This window comes from Sphingomonas sp., from assembly GCF_965248875.1.
Classification (GTDB): domain Bacteria; phylum Pseudomonadota; class Alphaproteobacteria; order Sphingomonadales; family Sphingomonadaceae; genus Sphingomonas.
Map to the genome: position 1 here is coordinate 350,656 of NZ_CBDFKR010000003.1, position 22,175 is coordinate 372,830.

The following is a 22,175-nucleotide window of genomic DNA, read 5'->3' on the forward strand; positions in this document are numbered from 1 at the left end:
GGCCGGCGCCGCCCGGTGGCGGCGTCGGCGCCGCCGGCCGCGCGGTTGATCGCGGCTGACGGTCCGGGTGGGCGGACCGTCATGGATGCCCCGGCCGGCGTTCGGCCGGTCTTAGAGCCCGGCCGGCTTCCGGCCATCGAGAGCAAGGTGAACACGCGATGGCAATGAGCGTTGGCGGTGACAACGACACCACCATGTCGGACATCAACACGACGCCGCTCGTCGACGTCATGCTGGTGCTCCTGATCATCTTCCTGATCGCGGTGCCAGTGGTGGTGTCGTCGGTGAAGCTGAAGCTGCCCGACGTCCGCTTCGATCCGACCACGACCAAGCCGGAGAATGTGTCGCTGTCGGTCCTGACCGATCCGACCGGCCACTGCGCGGTTTATTGGGGGATGAGCCGGGTCACGCACGAGGAGCTGTTGAACCGGGCGGTTGCGAAGCTCCGCTTCGACGTCGCCCGGCTCGGCGGGCCGGGCAACATCAACCCGGATGATCTGCCCGAAGCGCATGTCCGCGCCGACGTCAATGTGCCGTGGCAGTGCGTCGGCGGGGCGATCTACAACATGCAGATGGCCGGTTTCGCCAAGGTCGGCTTCATTTCCGAGCCTTCCGCCCAGGAGAACTCGCCGCGCCTGTAATGGCAGCGGTGCGTCCAACATCTCAGGAGTAATTTCGTCATGGCCATGAGCAGCGGCAAGGACGACGGCGATCCGATGGTCGACCTCAACATGACGCCGTTGATCGACGTCCTGCTGGTCCTCATCATCATGTTCATCATCACCATCCCGGTGCAGACGCACGCGGTGAAGGTCGATCTGCCCGTCCAGAACAACAACCCGCATCCCCCCGTCGATCCCGTCAAGAATGTCCTCGATATCGCCGCCAACGGCACGGTGTCGTGGAACGGCGTGCCGGTGAACGATCCGACATTGGCGTCCTATCTGAACCAGAGTGCGCAGCTTCAGCCCGAGCCGGAGCTCCATTTCCAGCCCGACGCGTCGGCACGGTATGAGGTGGTCGACAAGACGCTGGCGATCGTGAAGCGGTCGAACATCACCAAGCTCGGCTTCATCGGCAACGAGCAATATTACAACCGGTTCTGATCGCCGGAGGAAGTCTCGGCGGAGCGTCTGCACGATCCCCAGATCCACGGCGCCGTCGGCAATTCGAACGCAGAGGTTCTCACATCAGGGGAGCAGGTCGTCGACCTGCTCCCCTGATCGTGTTATGGATCAGCGCTTAAAGGTATCGACGACGGCTCCCCGTCTCGCCGTCATTACCGGATGCTGCGGACAAGCGCGACACACGCCGCGTGTCCAGTTGGGCTCTTGGCGTCGTGAGGGACCGCCCGGATATACCGCCACGCTTTCCTCGTACATATCCTCCCAGCGCCACGTAAGTCTGCCGGCGCAGCTGCTGCAGTCCGATCCTGATACCGCGACAAATGCCCTGTTCAGGTTGCAGCGCCGACATATGCCCGCAACGCCGACAGGCGATGCGGGACGGCGGGTTGGCCAGGAACGGAGTCGGCATATGATCCAGTTGGCGATGATCTTCGGCGCGCTGGCCGTGGCCGGTGCCGGCGCGAGCGCGACGGCGGCCGAGACCAGCGATCCGCCGCAACGTATCCGCAGCGTCCAGCTCGCCCGCGGCCAGCTCTGCCCGGTTGCGGCGCCGGGCGAAGTGGTGGTCTGCGCGCCGGCTGACGATCCCTATCGCATCCCCGCCGCGCTGCGCCGGTCGCGGATCGCCGAGCGGACGACCAGCTGGGTGAACCGCGCCGCCGATCTCGACGAGGCCGGCCGGATCGCGGCGGGGCTGCCCGACACCTGCTCGCCGATCGGCACCGGCGGCCAGACCGGGTGCACCCAGGCGATGATAAGGCAATGGGCGGCGGAGCGCCGGGCTGCGCGGATGGCGCCCTAGCGCGCCGGTCGAACCACCGGGTCAGCCGACGCCGTTGAAATCCAGCTGGCCGACGTCGCCGGTGACGAGGTCGACGGCCGCCCCGAACAGGCCCGGGCCTCCGTCGCAGATGACGGTCGGGCCCGCGCCGCTCGCCGAATCGCCCGGTCCCCCGCGCGGGATGTAATTCAGATAGACGGTAGGATGACCAGGCCTGACGACGCCGGTCGCCTCCACCCGCCATCCGCGCTGCAGGTCGGCAAGGCTCACGATGGCCGGGGCGTAGCCGCGCGGCGCCAGATGGAAATAGGCGGCCGCAAGCGCCGCTTCGGCGCGGGCGACCTGTGCCAATGTGGGACGCCAAACGGCGCTGCTGACGGGCGCACGGCGGGAGCATTGGTGGAGCAGGCGCTGGCCGTCGACGCCGCTGAACACGGTAACGCGGGGCGCGTTGGCGGCTGGAAGGGCGATCCCCAGAGCAGCGCCGAGCATCGCGTCGATCACTGCGGATCGCCGCACCAGAGCGCCTCGCGCGCCAGTCGCGGATGCACGCAGCGCCCCGCGAGCAGCGGCAGCAGCGCACCGGGGCGCCACAGGCCGAGGCGATGCTGAGGCACGGGCATCCTGGAGTCGATCACCGGGAGCGGATCGCCGTCGCCGCAACGCGTCGCACTGCGATAATGCAGCGCCGGGCAATCCAGTCTCGCGGCGGCGAGCGTGAGGGGAATTGAGGGCAGCGGCATCCGCTATAACTTCGGCAGGGTGACGCCCTGCTGCCGCATATATTTGCCCGCCCGATCGGCGTAGCTCACCTCGCACGGCTCGTTGCCCTGCAGGAACAGGAACTGGCAGGCGCCTTCATTGGCGTAGATCTTGGCGGGCAATGGGGTCGTGTTGGAGAACTCCAGCGTCACATGGCCTTCCCAGCCGGGCTCCAACGGCGTCACGTTGACGATGATCCCGCAGCGCGCATAGGTCGATTTGCCGAGGCAGATGACGAGCACGTCGCGCGGCACGCGGAAGTACTCGACCGTCCGCGCCAGCGCGAAGCTGTTGGGCGGGATGATGCAGACCTCCGTCTTGCGGTCGACGAAGCTGTTGGCGGCGAAGTCCTTCGGGTCGACGGTGGCCGAGTCGACATTGGTGAAGATCTTGAACTCGTCGGCGACGCGCGCATCATAGCCATAGCTGGACAGGCCGTACGAGATGCACCCTTCGCGCCGCTGCGCCTCGACGAACGGCTCGATCATGGCGCGGCCGAGCGCCTGATCGCGGATCCAGCGGTCTGACAGCACGGACATGGCGGCGTGATGCGGGGAAAGTGGGGGCAGGGCAAGCCGGCGGTCAGGCGCGGCTGTGGTAGCGTTCCTCGGTGATCGCCGCGAGCCGCTGCGCCAGCGCCGCCGCGCCGCCGAACTGGAAGCCGAGCTGGCTGCGATAGGCGGCGCAGGCGGCGAGCCTTGCGGCGCGGGTGGTGGGGGTCAGCGGCTCGACCAGTGCAGCCGGGGCGGCGACAGGGGCGTGACGATCGGCATAGGGCCAATCCTCCCACAGCAGCAGCGCCCGCTCGCCGATCACCGCCGTCAGCGCAGCGAGGACGATCCAGTGGTCGACATGATCGCCAAGGCAGAGCGGCGCGAGCACGAGGTCCGGCGCCTGTTCATGGAGCAGCCCCGCCAGCGCGGGCGCGATCCGTTCCGCCTCATCGTCGTCGTGCCGCCGTTGCCCGAACAAGGCGGCGGCGGAGTCATAGCCGCGGTGCGGCGCCTCCAGGAACGGCAGGTGGACCGGTACTGCGCCCAGCGCCGCACATGCTTCCTCATCGTCGGCACGGCGGAGCGCCATATAGTCGAGCTCGGGGCCGATCCCCTTGTCGAGCTGGCATGCGAGCGCGAAGCCGGTCGGCCGGGCGACATTGCCGGTGAAGCAGGTCGCGACCGTCACCTGCCACCCGGCCGCCGCGCGTGCGGCGAGCAGCCCGCCCGCCGAAAAGGCTGCGTCGTCGAGATGCGGTGAGACCGCCAGGAGTTTCACGGCAGCAGCCTCACAGCAGCTGGCCTAGAGTAACTGGGGCGTCGCGCGAAAACGGCAGGGGGTGATCGGCAGCGCCTCGTCGAACGGCTGCTGCGGCCGCCCGCGCAAGCCGTCATAAACCGCCATGATCTGCCGCCCGACCGCCTCCCAGCCGTAAACCCGCCGGCATTCCGCCAGCGCCGCCTCGCCCAGCCGGGTGCGTAGACCAGGGTCATCGACCAGGCGGGTCAGCGCCGCGGCCAGCGCGGGCACATCGCCCGGCTCGACCAGCAGGCCGTTCTCATCGTCGCGCAGGCAATCGACGACGCCGACCGCGCGGCACGACAGCACCGCGTGCCCGGCCGCCATCGCCTCCAGGATGGTGTTGGAGAAGCCTTCCGCATAGGTCGGCGAAACGAACACGTCGTGCGCGCGGTACAGCGCGGGGGCGGTGTCGTAATCGGCATAGCCGCTGAACCGCACCCGCGCCGCGAGCCCGAGCTCGGCCACCAGGGCCTGCGCCGCAGCCAGGTCGGGCCCGATCCCGGACACCGTCGCGGTCCAGTCACCGGCGACGCCGGGCAGCGCCTGCAGGAAGTCGAGCACGCCCTTACGCCGATCGATGCGGCCGTGGTACAGCAGCCGCGCCGGGCCGGGCTGCCGCTCCCCCGGCGTGAAGCGTGTCGTGTCGACCGCGCCCGGGACGATCGTGAACCGCTTGCGCGCGGTGCCCAACCGGTCGCTCACCTCGGCGGCGAAGCTGGCGCCGCCGATCAGCAGCGCGCCCGCGCGGTCCAGGACGCGCACCATCGCCACCCGGTGCGTTTCGCAGCATGAGCCGACCCAATGCCCGTCGCCGCCCTGGATCGAGACGACGCAGGGCAGCCGCAGCCTGGCCGCCGCGATCATCGCCGCCCACCCGGTCGGATAGCCGTACTGCGCGTGGATCAGGTCGAACGGCGTGCGGCCGTGTTCGCGCATGATCGCGAAGACGAGCCCGTCCACGTCGCGTTCGAAATCGCCGCCGTCCTGTTCGCCCAGCGCCTCCAGCCCGATGACGCGGACGCCCGTGACCGGCGGGGGCGGGCCGCCGCCATAGACGCCGCGGAGCGCCGGATCGCCGTAGAACTGGCTCACCAGCGTCACCTCGTGTCCCGCCGCGACCAGCTGACGCAGCAGGTTGAGCGCGTAGATCGACATGCCTGAAATTGCCGGGAAGAAGCGGCGCGAGACGAAACAGATCCGCATGCCGCTCACCGGCATGTCCGCAGATATGCGATCGCCTCCGGGATCGCCTGATGCGCGCGCGGGCTTTCACGGCTCAATTCGACGCAGACCAGCCGGGTCCAGCCGATCGCGTCCAGCGCGTCCAGCACCGCGGGCACATCCATGTCGCCCTGCCCGAACGGCAGGTGGGTGTGGTCTCCGCGCCGCATGTCCTCGATCGCGACGGTGCCCAGCCGATCGGCATGGCGGCGCAGCGCGTCGGCGGGGTCGATGTCCTGCGTCACCAGGCAGTGCCCGGTGTCGAGCGCGAGTCTGAGCCGCGGGTGTCGCGCCGCGAGTACCGTGTAATCGGCTACCGTCTCGACCAGCATGCCCGGCTCGGGCTCGAAACTCGCGGCTACCCCCTTGGCCTCGGCATGGTCGAGTAGCTGGGTCAGTCCCTCGTCGAGCCAACGCCACGCGTCGACCGGCGCGACGCCCGGCTTCGGCACGCCCGCCCAGAAACTTACCGTCTCGCTGCCCAGGATGCTTGCCACGTCGATGGCGCGCTGGATAAACGCGACACGGCGTTCGCGGCCATGCGCGCTCACCAGCGTCGGCTCGTGCTTGTCGGCGGGATCGAGCAGGTAGCGTGCGCCCGTCTCGATCACGCTCGCCAGCCCCAGCCCGTCGAGCAGCTCGCCGACCCGGTCCGCCTCGCGCCACCAGTCGTCGGCGAATGGGTCGAGATGGTGGTGATCGAGCGTCAGCGCGACGCCATCATAGCCAGCATCCGCGATCAGCCGGACCGCGTCGTCCAGCCGGTGGTTGGCCGCGCCGTTGGTGTTGTAGGCGAAACGCAGCGTCATGCCCGCTCGCTCCACGCCACATGGTGCGCCTCCGGCTCGCGATACAGCGGGTAGAGCGGACCGACGACCGCGTCGGCGGCCGCCGTGTCGAACCACACCGGCCCGCCCAGCCGCGCTTCCGCCGCCTCGGTCAGTCGTACCGCACGTCGCGCGCCCGCGCCCGCGCCGATCCCGGCCAGCGGGCTGTCGGCCGCCAGCAGCTTGGCCGCGTTGCGCTCGCCGACGCGGTAATAGCTCATCGTCTCGACCTCCATGCCGGGCACGACGACCTTGACCACGGCGATGCTGCGATCGGCCGGCGACATGTCGACATAGAGTATGTCGAACCCGGCCGCCTCCACCGCCGCCCGCGCCAGCGCGCCGCGCGCGCGGCCGTCGGCGGCGTCGGCGTGGGGCAGCGTGGAGAAGTCGCGCCGCGACCGCTCGGCCAGCATCGTCGGCGCCAGCCAGTCCCGCAGCGTCGCGGCATCGGTGCGGGTCCAGCGTTGCATCTCAGCAAAGGCGCGGCCGTCGCTCGACTTCGCCGCGCCGCCCGCCTGCGCCATGAAGCGCGCAATATAGCCTTCGGGTGCGATCCGCTCTGCCACCGCCATCGGTCCGTGCGCGAATGCCTTGCGGGCGCGGCTGGCGGCGTATTCGGCGATGCACTTGTCCAGCGCCTGGTCGCGGTCGGGATGCGCCGCCTCACCGCAGGCGGTCGCCATGATCGGCACCGTGGGCTCGCCTTGCTCATCAACGCCGACGCAATACACATTGGCGAACCCGAACTCGCCGGTCGCGAACTTCGGGATCGCGCGGATGCCTGCCGCCGCGAACCGGTCGAGCAGCGCCGCCGACCCGGCCGGCGGGACAGGCAGATCGAGCACCACTCCCTGATCCAGCGCGCGGAACAGGAGCCCGTTGCCGTCGCGCTGCAAAATCTCGCACAGGCCGTGGCCGATCGCCCAGTCGAGGTCCGGCCCCGCGCCCATGCCGTTGGAGATGATCGTCGTGAACGGCCGATAGCCCGGGCTCAGCTCGGTAGCCGAATAGGCGGCGAGGTCGATCGGCACCAGGACGGCCGATCCGTCTGCCCAGCGTGTCGCCTCGACCCAGTCGAGCGCGGAGTCGCGCCCGACCGGCGACCCGGCGGGCAGGCACAGCGTCAGCGGATCGACGACGCTCCGCTCGCCCAGCGTCCGCGCCAGGTCGGCATGGCTGCCGTGCGTCTTCGCCCGAGCCGCCAGGGTCAGTGTTGGCCACACCATCTCGGCGATCTCGCCCAGTCCGCCCAGGATCGCCGCTTCGTCGGTCGCGCCATAGCCGACGCCATAGGGCATGATCCCGGCCAGCGCCGGCGTCTCCGGAAACAGCGCCACGACCCAGACGGGGATGCCGACCCGGTCGATACCGTGGATCGGGAACGCGACGACGTCGCCCGCCGGGAAGGCGTCGAGATAGCGGCGGCAGGCGGCGCTTAGGCCGGAAGGCAGTCCGGCTCTCACAGCAGCACGCGCTTCACGCCCGGTGGTCGCGTCAGCGCCTCGTCCAGCACCGCCAGCGCCACCGGCCGCCCGATCTCGGGCGCAAACTCGAACGGGGTCAGCACCGCGTCGAACGCCAGCGGCGCGATTACCGCGCGATACCGTCGCAACTCGCCATGGGTCAGCGGAATGTCCTTGTGGAACGCCTTGTGGCTGCTGATCGCGGTCGCGCGGCCGCCCTCGTCCTGATCGACCTTGAACATGTCGCCGCAGAACAGCCGCCGCCCAGGTTCGTCGTGAAGGCACGCCTGCCCCTCATAATGGCCCCCGACATGGTGCAGCGTGCAGCCCGGCGCCAGCGCCAGCACGTCGTCGAACGGCGCCGTGACCCGGAACGCCTTGGTCAGGCGGAGGTCGTCCTTGTGGATCGCAACCCGCTCGGGAGAGAAGGTTCGCTGGAGCTGGAACAGCGCGCCGTAGCCGTGACAATGGCTGGCGGCGAGAAAACGGATGCCGCCCAGCGCCTCGATCTGCGCCAGCATCGCGTCGCTGTAATATGGCGCCGCCTCGAACGCGATGTTGCCGCCCGGCCGCACGATCAGCCAGCCCGTGCCCGCAAGGCCGAGCGCCGGCGTGGTCGTGAACGCCCACAGGTCTTCGGCAACCTGCCGCCACGTGCCGCCATGCGTCGCCGCGATTTCGGCTTCGGGCAGGAAGCGCCAGCCATCTTCGGGCAGGTCGTTGCGGACGTCGCTGCACACCGGGCAGTCGGCGGGGTCGAAGTGGCGCTGCCAGAAGCCGCAATGGGCGCAGGCGTACCAGCTCAAAGGCATCGCTTCGCCTCCACATGCGCGCGGTCGAACAGACGCATCAACGCGAGGTCGCGGCCGATGTCGAAATCATGCGGCTCGCCCCGCACGGCGCGTGAGAACGCCGCCGCCTGCGCCGTGAAGGGCGAAAGGGTCGCGTCGAAGGGCAGGGGGGTTGCCGCGCCTGTGCGGCCGCAGGTGAGGGTGACGCTGCCCCCCGGCGTCTGGCCCATCGTATCGACCGCGACGAGCATGCCGGTGTCGCCGATCACCTCCAGCCGCCGCCGCGGCAGCATCTCCGGACAGTTGTACGCAACATGGCACTGCACCAGCACGCCGCCCGCGGTCCGCCCGGTCAGCATGCCGCCATCATCGACCGGGTAGGCGTGCACCCGCCGCTGCAGCGCGACGTGCAGCGTGTCGATCGGCTCGTCGATAAGCAGTTGCGCAAGGTCGAGCCCGTGCAGCGCCAGGTCGATCACTGCGCCGCCGCCGGCGGCGGCCGGGTCTGCGCGCCAATTGCAATGCGACCAGTCGGGCCCGACCCAGCAGGCGTAGACGATCCGCACCGCGGTCGGCCGCCCGATCGCGCCGTCGCGAATCGCCACGGCCATCGCGCGGTGCGCCGGATGATGGCGCTGATCGAACGCCGTGCCGGCCAGCAGTCCCTGCGTCGCGTCGGCGATCGCCTCGGCCTCGGCCAGCGTCGCCGCGAGCGGCTTCTCGCACAGCACCGGCACCCCCGCCGCGGCGGCGGCGCGGACAGGGGCGAGGTGGAGGTGGTTGGGCGTGGCGACGTACAGTATGTCGATGCCGCCGGCCGCGAGCATCGCTTGGGCATCGTGGTGCGTCGCGATGGAGGCCGACAGCGCGCTTGCCTGTGCGACCGGCGAGGGATCGGCGACGGCCACCACCTCACCCCCCGCGGCCGCAATCCCCGGCGCCATATAATCGCGCGCGACCCAGCCGAACCCAGCAATGGCCCAGCAGCGGCCGTTATTGCGGGCGCCGCCCGCCATCCGGCGGGCCTCGGCCCGATGGACGTGGACGCCGGACGCATGGCCGGGCCGCTCACCGGCATCGGGCGCGACAGCGGGGGAACAGAGGCTCGCACCCCTCACCATCGCGCAGGCAGGTCCACGCGCCGCCGCAGCCTTGCCGGGTCCGCCGCAAACGGCAGTTCGTCGTCGCGCTTCCCCCAGAAGCAGCCGGCGCCATATTCGTCGCGCCAACGTGCCGAGGGCCAGCGAACGTGCTCCTGTCCCTGCTCGCTGCCGAGCAGCGGATTGCGCATCAGCGTTGCGCCGTCGGGCGGCAGCGCCAGCCCCGCCTGGATCGCACGCGGCATGCCGCCCCCTTCGACCAGCGAAAAGGCTTCGACGTCGGTGTCGTCACACCAGCCGTGCAGCGGGGGGACGTCGGCCTCCAGCAAAGCCCAGAGCAGCTCTTCCTCGTCATAGACGCAGGCGTCGGGAAACAGCGCCGCCCAGTAAGTCGACGATTGCGCCGGCCCCCTGGCGCCGTTGCGATAGCCGGCATGATGCAGATGGCTGACCGCAAGCATTCCTTCTGCTGCAACCATGCTGCGCAGCATAGCTGCAGCACGAGCCTGCTGCGGCAGAAAGTAGAAGGCGTCATGGCACTGGACAAGGTTGAAGGTCTGACCGGCAACGGGCCATCGGCCGCCTGCGTCGAATACCACATAGGCGGCGTCGGGCGCGACCCAATGTTTCGCCAGCCAACACTTCGCGAACACCACGTCCGCGCCCAGACAGGCCACGCCGCGCTGCGTCAGTTCGCGCAGGTAATGGCCGATCCCGCATGCCAGCTCGAATGCGCTTCGCGGCGTGGTCCAGTGCGCCTCCAGCAGCGCCAGCCCGGCGAGATAGGTCGAGTCGACCCAGCGATATGCGAAATAATCCGCCACCGGGCCGAAGCGGAGCAGCGCCATCGCGTCGCGTAACGAGAGCGTTTCGCGCTCGCGTACCAGCCGCTTCAGCTCGCCGAGATCGGTGGCGGGACCCGTCCACCACGCATCCTGATCAGTCAGCAGCGCCACCAGCGCATCGTCCGGGCAGCCCGCGTCCAGGTGATCGAGCGCGACGGCGGCCAGACCCTCGCTGCCGGTCCGCAGATAGGGGATGCCGTCGACCACGGGCCACCGCTCGCCCGCGGCAGCCAGCGAATGCGGCGTGTCCGCGGCCAGCACCGCGCCCGTGGCCGGCGACGTCCAGCTCACAACAGGCCGATCTCGGCCAGCACGCGATCGTGGAAGACTTTGACCGGGCCGGCGTGGACGAGCGCGTAGTCGCCGAGCACCACGTCCATCGCCGCCATGCGCCCGTGCTGCTCGATCTCGAGCACGCGGTCGATCACATCCGCGGCGTGAAACGCGCGTGCCTCCGGCGTTGTGTCGCCGCCGATCGGCGCCAGCGCGGCGCGCACCGTCGCGGCGATGCCGGGGCTCAACTCGCCCAGGGCCCGATCGCGTGCGTCGGTGATGACCCGGTCGAGCATCTCGCCGAGCAGCATCTCGCCGGTGAAGCCGGCGTCGGGCATCCCCGCATTGTGGAGGTGGTGGGCCATGCCCGCGACGAACACCGTCGTTGCGTCCGCACGATAGCCCGGCGCCAGCAGTACGCCGTAGATAGCGACCATGAGGCAATGTTCGGCGTGGCTCTCCGCCGGCTGGAGCAGCAACCGCGGCTTGCCGGGACAGGTCACGCCCGCCCGCGGTTGCGCGGCGAGCAGGCCCACGAAGCGGGGCACCGGCCCCGCCGCGGGCGCGCCCTCCGCCAGTGCCGGGCGCAGCGTCGCCGCCAGCACCGGGTCGATTGCGAAGGCAAGCTCGTCGAAGCCCCGCGCCAGCACGGTGACGGCCTGTGCCTGCGTCAGCCCCAGCTCGACCAGCTTCGCGCGGTCCAGATCGCCCAGCCGGACCGCCGCCAACGCTGCCGCCACGGTGCGTTGCATGACCGCGTCCGCCGCCTCGCCCCGCGCCAGCGCCGCCCAGCCATGACGGAACAGGCGTTCGGCGATCGACCCGTCGCGCCCCGCCGCGCGGATGCGTTTCAGGTCGCCGAGTTCGCGCAGCAGCGGCAACAGCCGCCGATCGACCCTCACGTCGCGTCCAGCCACCGATCCAGGATCAGCTGCTGCTCGCCGAACGCATGGACCGGATCGCGGCCGTCGGCGGTCTGGGGCGCCTTGAAGAAGATGCCCATCTGCTCCTGCACGCCGCTCTGCCCACGCTGCTGCGCCAGATCGAGGCAGCGCGCGATCTCGATCGCCAGCGGCGCGGCGAGCACCGAATCCTTGCACAGGAAGTTCAGCTTGAGCTGCATCCGCTGACCAAGAAAGCCGGTCAGGTCGATGTTATCCCACGCTTCCTTGTCGTCTCCGCGCGGCCGATAATAATGGATCATGATGATGTGATCCTCGACCGGATAGCCGAGAATCTGGTCGAGGACCGACTTCTTGGTGTCGACCTTGGACGCGAGGCTCTTGGGATCGTCGAGCGCCAGCCCGTCCGAATTGCCAAGGATGTTGGTCGAAAACCAGCCGTCGACGTGCAGCGCGCGATCGCGCAGAGCGGGCGCGATCACCGTCTTCATCAGCGTCTGCCCGGTCTTGCCGTCCTTGCCCGCCACCGGCACCCCGCGAACCCGCGCCAGCTCCGCCAGCGGCGCGATGTCGGCGGCCACCGAGGGCGTGAAGTTCGCATAGGGCGTGCCCGCCGCGATCGCCGCATAGGCGTACAGCATCGCGGGACTGATCGCCGCATCGTCCCGGTCCAGCCCGCGCTCGAACCCATCGACGCTGAGCAGGCTGTCGGCGGCCGCGTCCGCCTTGCGCTCGGTCGAGGCGAGGTTGATCATTACCACGCGATCGAGCGACTGGTCCGCCTTGAAACGGCTGAGGTCTGCCTGGATCTGCTCCACCGCGGCGCGATGGCCGGCGGCGGCGATCTTGTTGGCCCCGTCGATATTGGCGCAGAAATCGCGCGATCCGACCGCGGGCCACGGCCGCATGCCGGCCAGCGCCGACGCGCCGTTCGCCAGCTCCTTGTCGCCGATGACGCCATGCCGCCGCGCCGCCGTCGCCAGATCGTCGTGGCTGAGATCCCAGCCAGCGAACTGCAGATCTCGATACGCCGCCATGCCGGGGACATCGCGATTGGCGAGCGGCAGGCCGGACAGGTCGTTCGATCCTTCGCGGATCATCGCGATGCCCGCGGCCGCCGTCGTTGCTACCGCTCCGTTGAGCCCGATCACCGCGACCCCGACGCGCTCTCCCATGCCGATCTTCTTCGTTGTTTCCGGAGTGCCGCCAACGAGCGAAGGCACGGTCGGTCGCAGCGAACCGCCAGCCAGATGGCGTAGCAGCCACCTATGTTGCGGCACTGTTGCGCCGCGATGATCCAGTTGCGATCAGACCGGCAGGAAGGCCGGAAGCAGGGGAAGCAGTTCGCGCGCCAGAAAGCCGACCGGCGCGGTGTCAAGCGCCAGCCGCCGGCCCGCCTCGCCGTGCATCCACACGCCCCAGCAGGCCGCCGGCAGCGGCGCGGTGCCGCGTGCCAGCAGACCGGCGACGACGCCGGCCAGGACATCGCCCGAACCGGCGGTGCCCAGCCCCGGGCCGCCCCCGCGATAGTGGAGCAGTACGCCCTCTGGCGCGGCGACCACCGTTTCCGCTCCCTTCAGCACAACCACCGCGCCGAACCGCTCCGCCGCCGCCCGGGCCGCGCCGGCCTGATCCGCGGCGATCGTCGCCATCTCGCAATCGAGCAGCGACGCCGCCTCGCCCGCGTGCGGCGTCAGCACCAGCCGGCCACGCCAGGCTTCGAGCAGCCGATCCAGCGGCCCGGCACAGGCCACCGCCGCTGCATCGAGAACCAGGCAGGCGTCAGGCGCGTCGATCGCCGCGACGACGCGCATCAGTTCCGCCGCCGCCGCCTGATCGACCATGCCGGGGCCGAACACCAGGGCGTCGGCATGTGCCGCAGCCTTGGTGAGGGCCGGGCCCGCTGTGGCGGCGATCTCGCCCTCCGCCTCGGGGAGCGCCAACACCGCGGCTTCGGGAAAGGCGATGCCGAGCGGCAGCGCCGCCGTCGCGATCGTCGCCAGCCTGAGCTTGCCGGCGCCGGCCCGCAACGCCGCCTCCCCGGTCAGCCGCAGAGCGCCGGGAACGGCCGACGAGCCCCCGATGGCCAGCACCTGTCCACGCGCGTCCTTGCCGCCGCGCGGATCGGGCAGCGGATTGGCGGCGCACCAGGCCGCATCGATCTCATCCACGCGGTGCGGCCATCACGTCGGGCGCGGCGGTAACGGGTGCCGCGCTGGCCTCGATCGCTTCGACCGCATTGTAGCGGACCAGCGTCATGCCGCCGTCGCCGCGCGCCGCGGCGTCGAAGACATATTCGGTGACCGAGCAGTTGGCGACGTCGCCTGCCTTGTCGATCGCCAGGATCTCGGCCTCGGTCAGGTTCTCGATGACGTAGCGCAGGCACAGCACCACGACCTGATGGGCAACGATCATCACGTCCTTGCCCGCATGATGGAGCGCGACCGTGTCGATCAGCGACCGGAGGCGGAAGACGACATCACACCAGCTCTCCCCACCCGGCGGGCGATGGTAGAACTTGCCGAGCAGCCGGCGGAACTCCGCTTGTTCGGGGTGGATGGCCCTGACACCTGCGCCGGTCAGCCCATCAAGGATGCCGAACTCCTTTTCGCGCAGCCGTTCGTCGAGACACAGCGGCACCGCGGCGTCGCACCCCCCTTGCGCGCGGAACAGCCCGGCGGTCTGCTGCGCCCGGACATAGGGCGAGACCAGCATCACCGCCGGCCGGACAGCCTCGTGCGCGAACCAGCGGCCCAGCCCCCGCGCCTGTTCCTCACCCTGTTCCGACAACGGCACATCGACATCGCGTCCGCCCAGCACGATGCGCTCGGCGCCCGCGGCATCAGCTGCATCGCGCGCGACGTTGCCCGCGCTCTGGCCGTGGCGGACGATCCACAGGCGCGACGGCCAGCGCGCGGCGGACATCAGTTCTGGCCCTTCGCGCGCTTTTCCCAATTCGCCATCAAGCCAGCTTCAGCCCTTCCTTGTTCATCTGCACGGTCAGATGCTTGTTCTCCGCATCGCTGAGCAGTCCCCTCATGCGCGGGAACAGATCCTGCTCCTCCTCGCGCATATGCCCTTCGATCATGGTGCGGAACTCGGCCAGCTTCGGCAGCCAGCGGGCATCGCCCCGGCTCATCTCGGTCAGGTCGAACAGATACTGCTTCACATAGCCGTGCTCATGGTTGAGATGGTCGGCGCCCTCCGCGATGCCCTTGTCGCGCATCATTGCGTAGACGGTGTTCTCTTCCTGAAACGCGTGTTTGCCGAGCGCGTGCTTGAGCTGCATCAGCAGGAAGGAGCGGCGGCCCGCCTGCGCGTCCGTTGTCTTTTCAAGCAGGTCGAAGATGCCCAGCGCCATCTTGTGCTCGGTCGCCAGCGCCGCATCCCATTCGCCCGCCAGCATGGTCGGCGACTGCACCGCCGCCTTGCGCGCGACATTCGCGAGCAGCCCCGCCACCAATCCGACGCCCGCGCCGATCGCGACGGCGGTTCCGGTGTAGCTCTCGCCCGCTGCGCTGCGCTGTTTGGTCTGCGTTGCCATAATCGTGCCTCCAAGGAATCTGCAGCGGCAACCACGCGGACCGGCGGACGGTTCCGCGCCGATTGAGCCTGGTCAACCTCCTCGCGTGCAAAGATCGCTGCTCCGACGCTACGACCTGACGATTTCGCTGTCCTACAAGGCAACCCATATGGTTCGCTAACGCTCTTTGGATCAGGAGCTGCAGCATGGACCCGACTCGCCTTATCGATGCCGTGATCGACCGCGAAGGCGGTTATGTAGATCATCCCGCCGACCCGGGCGGTGCGACCCGCTGGGGGATCACGGAGGCGACCGCGCGGGCCGACGGCTATGGCGGCGACATGCGGCTGCTGAGCCGTGCCCGCGCCGCCGCGATCTACGCGCGTGTCTATTGGCAGCGGCCCGGCTTCGACCAGCTTGCCGTCCGCGCCCCGGCCCTGGCGGCAGAACTGTTCGATACTGGCGTCAACATGGGGCCTGCGGGGGCGATCGGGTTTCTTCAGCGCGCCCTCAATGCGCTCAACCGTGGTGCCAGCGACTATCCCGACATCGCGTTGGACGGTCGCCTCGGCCCCGCCAGTTTCGCTGCGGTCGACGCGTTCCTGCGCACCCGTGGCCGGACGGGCGAGACGGTGCTGCTGAAGGCGGTCGAGGCGCTGCAGGGAGAGCGCTACCTCAGCCTCGCCGAACGCCGCCCCGCGGACGAGGCGTTCCTCTACGGCTGGCTTGTGAACCGGATCGGTTAGACAGCCACAAGATGTTGACCCCCCTGACACAAGCGATGGGGTCAACACGGACAACATGCACAACATCGAAGGACCGACAAACATGACCATTCTCGACGGCATCATCGGGCCCGTTGCGGCCCTGCTGGACAAGATCATTCCCGACCCGAAGGCACGCGACGCCGCCAAGCTGGAGCTGCTCAAGCTGCAAGGCGAGCAGGGGCTGGACCAGATCCGCGTCCAGATGCAGGCGGTGGTGGCTGAAGCGCAGTCCGTCGATCCTTGGACCAGCCGCGCGCGGCCATCCTTCCTCTACGTCATGTACGCGCTGCTGATGTGGAGCATCCCGATGGGGCTGATCGCTGCCGTCGAGCCGAGGATGGCGCGCGACATCGCGGCGGGGATGACGGCGTACCTCAACGGCATCCCGGAGCCGCTCTACGCGCTCTTTGGGACCGGCTATCTCGGCTACACGGTGGCGCGGACCTGGGGCAAGGCAGTGGGGGCGGAGCGGTAGTGAAAGTCCTCTCCCGCTGCCGCGGGAGAGGCTTCATGCTCAGTGGGCGAGCGCCGCCAGCCGGCCGGTGTCGATCGTCGCCACCGCGGCCTTCAGCGGGTCGATCGACGGCGCGTTGCCTTCCGCCGCGACGGCGAAGCGGCTCGCCACCATGGTGGTGAACTTGCCGTGATGCTCGCTGCCGTCCCATTCCTCGTCGACCATGGAGCCGTTCTGCATCGAGGTGCGCTCATAACCGGTCGCGGTCTGCCGGTTCGAGTTGACGTTGAGTGCCCCGCCCAGCGTCGCCAGGCTGCCCAGCGCGCCGACATCGCTGACCGACAGCTCGAAGCTCTGGTCGCCCAGCGTGTAGGTGCCCTTGGCGGTCGCTGCGCCAAGGCCCGCCGCCGAGCCGCCCGAACTCTCGACGGCGGTGCGGGTGAAGCCCGCCACGCTCGTGGGCAGCATCGCCTGCAGCGCGGCGGGATCAACGATATGGCCATTCGAGACCGTGCCGTTCGTCGTCGCGGTGTTGGCGTTGGCGGCGGCGCGGTCGGCCGAGGCCGCCATCTGCTGCCCCGCGGCGGCGAGCTGGTCGAGGTTGATGCTGGCGCCGTTGCCGGTGTTGAGGCTGCCGAGCGTTACCGTGCCGCCCGTACCAAAGGCGAGCGGCGAGGGCGCGAGAATGCCGACGACGAGCCCGAGCACCACCGCGGCGATCGCTGTTCCGATCGCGCCGACCACCACCGACAGGATGACGTAAGGCACCGCCTTGTCCGGCGGCGTGCGCATCATCGGCGGCATGCCGACCCACAGGACATAGAGGCTATACAGCCCGGCGAGTGACAGCAGGACGCCGAGGTAGGGTATGATGACGAAGCCCTGCGCCAGCCAGGCGGCGACGAACGACCAGCAGACGACCTTCATTGCCTGGTCACGGCTCTTCCAGGCCTGGAAGGTCGGGGCCAGCGCCTCGATCACCAGCGCGAAGATCCACACGCCGATCAGCGCGACAGCATAGTCCTTGACCGCGTTGGCGATCGACCAGACCAGGCTGGGGCGGAAGCTCACCCCGAACGCGCCCCAGCCGAACAGCTGGCCCTTGAGCAGGTTGGCGATCGGGCCGATCGCCGCGAGCGGCACCGCAACCTTGGTGAAGGTTGCCATGGCGGGCGATGGGTCGGCATCAATTGCTGGCCATTCGGCCGCGGGCCTGGTGATCAGCCGCTGGATACGGCCGACCATGCCGCCCCCGCCCGGTCCCTGCGGCGGTGGGCCGCCCGGACCGCTGCCATAGGGCGGTTGGCCGGCAGGCCCGGGCTGGTAGGGCAAGGGGCCGCCGGGGCCGGGCTGATACGGCGGCGGGCGGTCTCCCGGAAACTGGCTGGCCATGATGTCGAATCCCCTGCTGCGTAAATCTGGATCAGGCTGCGCCAGTTTGCGGCGAAAGGCTAGGCCGTCCGCGACGTGTTTGCGTTGCACCGCGGGCCACCCATATGCGCGGCATGAGCGGAAACCCCCATGCCGCGCCGGTCTGGCACGGCACCACGATCGTGTCGGTGCGCAAGAACGGCCGCGTCGTCATCGCCGGCGACGGCCAGGTGACGCAGGGCCAGACGGTGATGAAGCCCAACGCGCGCAAGGTCCGGACGCTTGGCGCAGACGGGAAGGTCATCGCCGGGTTCGCCGGAGCGACCGCCGACGCCTTCACGCTGTTCGAGCGGCTGGAGGCCAAGCTGGAGAGGCACGGCAACCAGCTGATGCGCGCGGCGGTCGAGCTGGCGAAGGACTGGCGGACCGACAAATACCTCCGCAACCTGGAGGCGATGATGATCGTCGCCGACCGGGAGGTGACGCTGATCCTGACCGGCAACGGCGACGTGCTGGAGCCGGAGGCTGGGATCGCCGCGATCGGCTCGGGCGGCAATTTTGCGCTCGCCGCTGCCCGCGCGCTGACCGAATACGAGCCCGACGCGGAGACGATCGCGCGCAAGGCGATGAAGATCGCCGCCGAGGTCTGCGTCTACACCAACGATCGGCTGACCGTCGAAACGATCGAGGAAGCCGCCTGATGCTCTATAGCCGCCTCGGCCAATCCGGCCTCGTGGTCTCGCGGCTGTCGCTCGGCACCATGACCTTCACGCGCGGCGGCGGCAACGCGGCGATTGCCAAGACCGACGCCGCGAGCGCCGACCAGATCCTCGGCCGCGCGCTCGACGCCGGGGTCAATTTCGTCGACACCGCCAACATCTACGCCGACGGTCAGTCGGAGGAGATGCTGGGCGATCTCCTGCGTGATCGGCGCGATCGGGTCGTGCTCGCGACCAAGGCGGGATGGCGCGGCGGCGCGGCATTGATGGACAGCGGCCTGTCCGCCGCGCACTTGCATCGCGCGATCGACGGCAGCCTGAAGCGGCTCCGCACCGATCATGTCGACCTCTACATCGCTCACCGCAACGACCTGAACACGCCGCTGGAAGAGACGCTGGTCGCGCTGGACGCGATCGTTCGCAGCGGCAAGGCGCGCTATCTAGGCTTCTCGAATTGGCCGGCGTGGAAGGCGGCGGCGGCGGTCCAGTTCCAGCGCGACAACGGCCTCGCCGCCTTTACCCACGGCCAGATGATGTATTCGCTGCTCGGTCGCGGGATCGAGGACGAGGTCGCGCCGATGATGCAGCATTTCGGCCTAGGCCTCACTGCATGGTCGCCGCTGGCCGGCGGCTTCCTGTCGGGCAAGTACACGCGCGAGAATCTCGGCGACGCCGCGAACCGGCTGTCCGGGTTCGATCAGATTCCGTTCGACAGGGACAAGGGGTTCGCGCTGCTCGACACGCTGCGCGCCATCGCCGGCGCGCATGACAGCGCCAGCGTGGCGCAGGTGGCGATCGCCTGGCTGTTGGCGAAGCCGGCGGTGTCCAGCGTCATCTTGGGCGCCTCGAAGCTCGCGCAGCTGGACGACAATCTAGCCGCCGCCGAGCTGGCGCTGAGCGCCGACGAGGTCGCGCGCCTGGACGCGACGACGAAGCCGGCGCCGAGCTATCCCGGCTGGGTCGTCAACGTGCCCGACGCGATCATCACCGCCGCGCTCCGCGCGAAGCCTGGCGACGGGCACCTTCCCGATATCAAGGCGCTACGCGCTTTTTAAGAGACACCATGAACGACCAGCTCACCCCGAAGGCGATCGTCGCCGCGCTCGACGCGCACATTATCGGCCAGGCCGACGCCAAGCGCGCGGTCGCGGTCGCGTTGCGCAACCGCTGGCGGCGGCAGCAGCTCAGCGCCGAGTTGCGCGATGAGGTCACGCCCAAGAACATCCTGATGATTGGGCCGACCGGCTGTGGCAAGACCGAGATCAGCCGCCGGCTGGCGAAGCTGGCCGATGCGCCGTTCGTCAAGGTCGAGGCGACCAAGTTCACTGAGGTCGGCTACGTCGGCCGCGACGTTGAACAGATTGCACGCGATCTGGTCGAAGAGGCGATCCGCCTCGAACGGGAGCGCCGCCGCGCCGCGGTTGCTGACAAGGCGGAGGCCGCCGCGATGGCGCGCCTACTCGATGCGCTCACTGGCAAGGGTTCGTCGGAGGCGACCCGCGAGTCGTTCCGGCAGCGCTTCCGCGACGGGCACCTCGACACGACCGAGATCGAGATCGAGCTGGAGCAGGCGTCGCAGATGCCGTTCGAGGTGCCGGGTGCGCCTCAGATCGGCATGATCAACCTTGGCGACATGATGAAGTCGTTCAGCGGCGGCGGACAGAATCTGAAGCGTCGCAAGCTGACCGTGCGCGCCGCCTGGGACAAGCTGCTGGAGGAAGAGGCCGACAAGCGGCTCGACAATGATGATGTCAACCGCGTCGCGCTCGCCCAAGCGGAAGCGAATGGCATCGTCTTCCTCGATGAGATCGACAAGATCGCGGTCAGCGACGTGCGCGGCGGCTCGGTCAGCCGCGAGGGCGTGCAACGCGACCTGCTGCCGCTGATCGAGGGTACCACCGTTGCGACCAAATACGGGCCGATGAAGACCGACCACATCCTCTTCATCGCGTCCGGCGCCTTTCATGTCGCCAAGCCCAGTGACCTGCTGCCCGAGTTGCAGGGAAGGCTGCCGATCCGGGTCGAGCTGAAGGGGCTGAGCGAAGAGGACTTCGTCGCCATCCTGTCCGACACCAAGGCTTCGCTGATCGCGCAGTACCGGGCGCTGCTCGGGACCGAGGGCGTACAGATCAACTTCACCGGCGATGGCATCCGCGCCGTCGCGCGCATCGCCGCGGAGGTCAACAGCGAGATCGAGAATATCGGCGCGCGCCGCCTGCAGACGGTGATGGAGAAGCTGCTGGAAGAGGTCAGCTTCGATGCCGAGGATCGGGGCGGGTCGACCCTGACGATCGATCGCGCCTATGTCGAGCAGCAGCTCGCCGCGATCGCCCGCAACACCGACCTCAGCCGTTTCGTGCTCTAGCTGCCGGCCCGCCGATAGGGGGTGAAGTCGCCGAAAACGCAGGAGCCGATCGGCTGCTGCGTCGTCCGGTCGACCACCGTAGCGATGTCGCCGCGGCAGAGCTGGCTCTGCGGCGATTGCGTGACCAGATAGGCCCACTCGCCATATTGCTCACAACCGCCGCTCGTGCGGTTGACCAGCCGCTCGTTGCGTCCGCTTTCGTAGACGATATGTTCGCCAAACCCGCGCGAGTTGCGCAGCTCGGTCTGCTGGATGCAGGTCTGCGGCCGCCCGGGGGTGAAGCCCGCCAGTTCGTGGTCCAGCGCGGCGCGGGTCGCGGCGTCGGCGTCGGCTGCGGCCTGAAGCTGACGCGCTCCCGGCGAGCAGGCCGCCAGAAACAGCAGGGAAGACAGCATGATACGCATGACGGAGCCTCGTTTCGGTCAACCGGTGAAGTTATCCTTCGCTACGCGGCGCTCGCCCAGATGTTCCGCGGACGTCGCACGCATGAACGGATTGGTGGCGCGTTCCTGCCCAATCGTGGTCGGCACGGTCGGCTCCCCCGCGGCGCGCAGGCGGTCGACCTCGACCATGCGTTCGGCGATCGCCTGATTGCCGGGCTCGACCGAGCGGGCGAAGCGGCCATTGGACTGGGTGTATTCGTGCCCGCAATAGACGATCGTGTTGTCGGGCAGCGCCCGGTAGCGCTCCATGTTGGCGAACATGTCGACAGCCGTGCCCTCGAACAGCCGGCCGCAGCCCATCGCGAACAGCGTGTCGCCGGTGAAGATCACCGAGTCATCTGCGAAATGATAGGCGACATGCCCCTGCGTATGGCCAGGTACGCGCATCACATGCGCCCGATGCGCGCCGATCGCGACGGTGTCGCCGTCGGTGACGGGATGATCGACGCGGCCGATCTTGGCCGCTTCCTCGCCCGGCGCGGTTACCGGTGCTTCAAAGGCGCGGTTACCCGCGACATGATCGGGGTGCCAGTGCGTGTTCCACACGGCCGTTACCTGCCACCCCCGCGCTTCGGCAACGGCGAGCAGCGGCGGCGCATCGCCAGGGTCGACGGCGACCGTCTCGCCACTGTCGGCATCGTGGAGCAACCAGGCATAATTGTCCGACAGCACCGGCACCTGGACGATGTCGAGCTTGCCCATCACCAATGCCCCGTGTTCGGCATCGACACCCAGGGTTCGGCAGCCGGCTTGGGCCCGCCCGCCTGCAGCAGCTCGATCGAGATGGCGTCGGGGGTGCGGACGAACGCCATGTGCCCATCGCGTGGCGGCCGGTTGATCGTCACCCCCGCATCGTGCAACCGCTGACACGTCGCGTAAATGTCGTCGACGCGATAGGCGAGGTGACCGAAATTGCGGCCATCGCCATAGTCCTCCGCGTCCCAGTTATGGGTCAGCTCGACCTCGGCCTGCCGCCGTTCGCCGAGCTCGGCATGGTCCTGGGGAGTCGCGAGAAAGATCAGCGTAAAGCGGCCTTTTTCATTGTCTAGCCGGCGTACCTCCTCGAGGCCGAGCAGCTTGAAGAAGGCGATGGTCTTGTCCGGGTCCGATACCCGGATCATGGTGTGTAGGTACTGCATCGA

Annotated in this window: 27 protein-coding genes; 8 read left to right on the forward strand and 19 right to left on the reverse strand. The window is 69.1% G+C overall.

Annotated features, from left to right (window positions below; translation table 11 throughout):
- Positions 1-158: 158 nt before the first annotated feature.
- The 3 genes from ACP2AD_RS02015 (at position 159) to ACP2AD_RS02025 (ending at position 1,929) form a co-directional block, all read left to right on the forward strand.
- The gene (locus ACP2AD_RS02015; RefSeq protein ID WP_425228402.1) at positions 159-641 is read left to right on the forward strand and encodes an ExbD/TolR family protein; all 483 of its coding nucleotides are present in this window, start codon (positions 159-161) and stop codon (positions 639-641) included.
- A gap of 39 nt (positions 642-680) precedes the next feature.
- A complete protein-coding gene (locus tag ACP2AD_RS02020; protein ID WP_425228403.1) occupies positions 681-1,106 on the forward strand; it encodes an ExbD/TolR family protein in 426 nt (141 codons plus the stop codon).
- Between the two features lie 430 nt (positions 1,107-1,536).
- Positions 1,537-1,929, forward strand: a complete 393-nt coding sequence (locus tag ACP2AD_RS02025) for a hypothetical protein (RefSeq protein WP_425228404.1) — start codon at positions 1,537-1,539, stop codon at positions 1,927-1,929.
- Positions 1,930-1,950: 21 nt separating this feature from the next.
- Here ACP2AD_RS02025 and ACP2AD_RS02030 read toward each other — a convergent pair whose 3' ends face one another.
- The 15 genes from ACP2AD_RS02030 to ACP2AD_RS02100 form a co-directional block, all read right to left on the reverse strand.
- Positions 1,951-2,427, reverse strand: coding sequence for a hypothetical protein (locus ACP2AD_RS02030; protein ID WP_425228405.1), 477 nt, complete (start codon positions 2,425-2,427; stop codon positions 1,951-1,953).
- Entirely contained in the window at positions 2,409-2,651 is a 243-nt protein-coding gene (locus ACP2AD_RS02035) for a hypothetical protein (RefSeq protein WP_425228406.1), read from the reverse strand. Before ACP2AD_RS02035 ends, ACP2AD_RS02030 begins: the two co-directional genes overlap by 19 nt.
- 3 nt (positions 2,652-2,654) lie before the next feature.
- Positions 2,655-3,209, reverse strand: a complete 555-nt coding sequence (gene dcd, locus ACP2AD_RS02040) for a dCTP deaminase (protein ID WP_425228407.1) — start codon at positions 3,207-3,209, stop codon at positions 2,655-2,657.
- Between the two features lie 43 nt (positions 3,210-3,252).
- Complete coding sequence (locus ACP2AD_RS02045; RefSeq protein ID WP_425228408.1) at positions 3,253-3,942, reverse strand: PIG-L deacetylase family protein; 690 nt, start codon at positions 3,940-3,942, stop codon at positions 3,253-3,255.
- A gap of 24 nt (positions 3,943-3,966) precedes the next feature.
- Entirely contained in the window at positions 3,967-5,169 is a 1,203-nt protein-coding gene (locus ACP2AD_RS02050; RefSeq protein ID WP_425228514.1) for a glycosyltransferase family 4 protein, read from the reverse strand.
- 5 nt (positions 5,170-5,174) lie between these two features.
- Complete coding sequence (locus tag ACP2AD_RS02055) at positions 5,175-5,996, reverse strand: sugar phosphate isomerase/epimerase family protein (RefSeq protein ID WP_425228409.1); 822 nt, start codon at positions 5,994-5,996, stop codon at positions 5,175-5,177.
- The gene (locus ACP2AD_RS02060) at positions 5,993-7,480 is read right to left on the reverse strand and encodes a YcaO-like family protein (protein WP_425228410.1); all 1,488 of its coding nucleotides are present in this window, start codon (positions 7,478-7,480) and stop codon (positions 5,993-5,995) included. The genes ACP2AD_RS02055 and ACP2AD_RS02060 overlap by 4 nt, the downstream gene beginning before the upstream one ends.
- Entirely contained in the window at positions 7,477-8,292 is an 816-nt protein-coding gene (locus ACP2AD_RS02065; protein WP_425228411.1) for a hypothetical protein, read from the reverse strand. The genes ACP2AD_RS02060 and ACP2AD_RS02065 overlap by 4 nt, the downstream gene beginning before the upstream one ends.
- On the reverse strand, positions 8,283-9,389 hold the full coding sequence (locus tag ACP2AD_RS02070; RefSeq protein WP_425228412.1) for a Gfo/Idh/MocA family protein: 1,107 nt from the start codon (positions 9,387-9,389) through the stop codon (positions 8,283-8,285). Before ACP2AD_RS02070 ends, ACP2AD_RS02065 begins: the two co-directional genes overlap by 10 nt.
- The gene (locus ACP2AD_RS02075) at positions 9,386-10,507 is read right to left on the reverse strand and encodes a class I SAM-dependent methyltransferase (RefSeq protein WP_425228413.1); all 1,122 of its coding nucleotides are present in this window, start codon (positions 10,505-10,507) and stop codon (positions 9,386-9,388) included. The genes ACP2AD_RS02070 and ACP2AD_RS02075 overlap by 4 nt, the downstream gene beginning before the upstream one ends.
- The gene (locus ACP2AD_RS02080; protein ID WP_425228414.1) at positions 10,504-11,391 is read right to left on the reverse strand and encodes a hypothetical protein; all 888 of its coding nucleotides are present in this window, start codon (positions 11,389-11,391) and stop codon (positions 10,504-10,506) included. The genes ACP2AD_RS02075 and ACP2AD_RS02080 overlap by 4 nt, the downstream gene beginning before the upstream one ends.
- On the reverse strand, positions 11,388-12,566 hold the full coding sequence (locus tag ACP2AD_RS02085; protein ID WP_425228415.1) for an inositol-3-phosphate synthase: 1,179 nt from the start codon (positions 12,564-12,566) through the stop codon (positions 11,388-11,390). The genes ACP2AD_RS02080 and ACP2AD_RS02085 overlap by 4 nt, the downstream gene beginning before the upstream one ends.
- 132 nt (positions 12,567-12,698) lie before the next feature.
- A complete protein-coding gene (locus tag ACP2AD_RS02090; protein ID WP_425228416.1) occupies positions 12,699-13,562 on the reverse strand; it encodes an NAD(P)H-hydrate dehydratase in 864 nt (287 codons plus the stop codon).
- A complete protein-coding gene (locus ACP2AD_RS02095) occupies positions 13,555-14,316 on the reverse strand; it encodes a histidine phosphatase family protein (RefSeq protein ID WP_425228417.1) in 762 nt (253 codons plus the stop codon). The genes ACP2AD_RS02090 and ACP2AD_RS02095 overlap by 8 nt, the downstream gene beginning before the upstream one ends.
- Before the next feature lie 37 nt (positions 14,317-14,353).
- Positions 14,354-14,935, reverse strand: a complete 582-nt coding sequence (locus ACP2AD_RS02100) for a hemerythrin domain-containing protein (protein ID WP_425228418.1) — start codon at positions 14,933-14,935, stop codon at positions 14,354-14,356.
- Positions 14,936-15,120: 185 nt separating this feature from the next.
- Between ACP2AD_RS02100 and ACP2AD_RS02105 the strand changes: the two genes are divergently transcribed.
- Both ACP2AD_RS02105 and ACP2AD_RS02110 read left to right on the forward strand, forming a co-directional pair.
- A complete protein-coding gene (locus ACP2AD_RS02105; protein ID WP_425228419.1) occupies positions 15,121-15,660 on the forward strand; it encodes a glycoside hydrolase family 108 protein in 540 nt (179 codons plus the stop codon).
- Between the two features lie 82 nt (positions 15,661-15,742).
- Positions 15,743-16,156, forward strand: coding sequence for a holin family protein (locus ACP2AD_RS02110; RefSeq protein WP_425228420.1), 414 nt, complete (start codon positions 15,743-15,745; stop codon positions 16,154-16,156).
- Positions 16,157-16,195: 39 nt separating this feature from the next.
- On the opposite strand, the gene ACP2AD_RS02115 is transcribed toward ACP2AD_RS02110, so the two are convergent.
- On the reverse strand, positions 16,196-17,527 hold the full coding sequence (locus tag ACP2AD_RS02115; protein ID WP_425228421.1) for a Yip1 family protein: 1,332 nt from the start codon (positions 17,525-17,527) through the stop codon (positions 16,196-16,198).
- A 113-nt stretch (positions 17,528-17,640) separates the two neighbouring features.
- On the opposite strand from ACP2AD_RS02115, the gene hslV reads away from it, so the two are divergent.
- From hslV to hslU, 3 genes are read left to right on the forward strand one after another with little or no spacing between them, the layout of a single operon-like run.
- Complete coding sequence (gene hslV / locus ACP2AD_RS02120; RefSeq protein WP_425228422.1) at positions 17,641-18,207, forward strand: ATP-dependent protease subunit HslV; 567 nt, start codon at positions 17,641-17,643, stop codon at positions 18,205-18,207.
- Positions 18,207-19,280, forward strand: coding sequence for an aldo/keto reductase (locus ACP2AD_RS02125; RefSeq protein ID WP_425228423.1), 1,074 nt, complete (start codon positions 18,207-18,209; stop codon positions 19,278-19,280). Before hslV ends, ACP2AD_RS02125 begins: the two co-directional genes overlap by 1 nt.
- Positions 19,281-19,288: 8 nt before the next feature.
- The gene (gene hslU / locus ACP2AD_RS02130; RefSeq protein WP_425228424.1) at positions 19,289-20,590 is read left to right on the forward strand and encodes an ATP-dependent protease ATPase subunit HslU; all 1,302 of its coding nucleotides are present in this window, start codon (positions 19,289-19,291) and stop codon (positions 20,588-20,590) included.
- On the opposite strand, the gene ACP2AD_RS02135 is transcribed toward hslU, so the two are convergent.
- The 3 genes from ACP2AD_RS02135 to ACP2AD_RS02145 are packed head-to-tail and all read right to left on the reverse strand — an operon-like array spanning position 20,587 to position 22,172.
- Complete coding sequence (locus ACP2AD_RS02135) at positions 20,587-20,994, reverse strand: hypothetical protein (RefSeq protein ID WP_425228425.1); 408 nt, start codon at positions 20,992-20,994, stop codon at positions 20,587-20,589. The two genes, hslU and ACP2AD_RS02135, sit on opposite strands and share 4 nt — an antisense overlap.
- Positions 20,995-21,012: 18 nt before the next feature.
- Positions 21,013-21,735: a hydroxyacylglutathione hydrolase gene (gloB, locus tag ACP2AD_RS02140; RefSeq protein WP_425228426.1), complete on the reverse strand. Its 723-nt coding sequence runs from the start codon at positions 21,733-21,735 to the stop codon at positions 21,013-21,015.
- Complete coding sequence (locus ACP2AD_RS02145; RefSeq protein ID WP_425228427.1) at positions 21,735-22,172, reverse strand: VOC family protein; 438 nt, start codon at positions 22,170-22,172, stop codon at positions 21,735-21,737. Before ACP2AD_RS02145 ends, gloB begins: the two co-directional genes overlap by 1 nt.
- Positions 22,173-22,175: the final 3 nt, after the last annotated feature.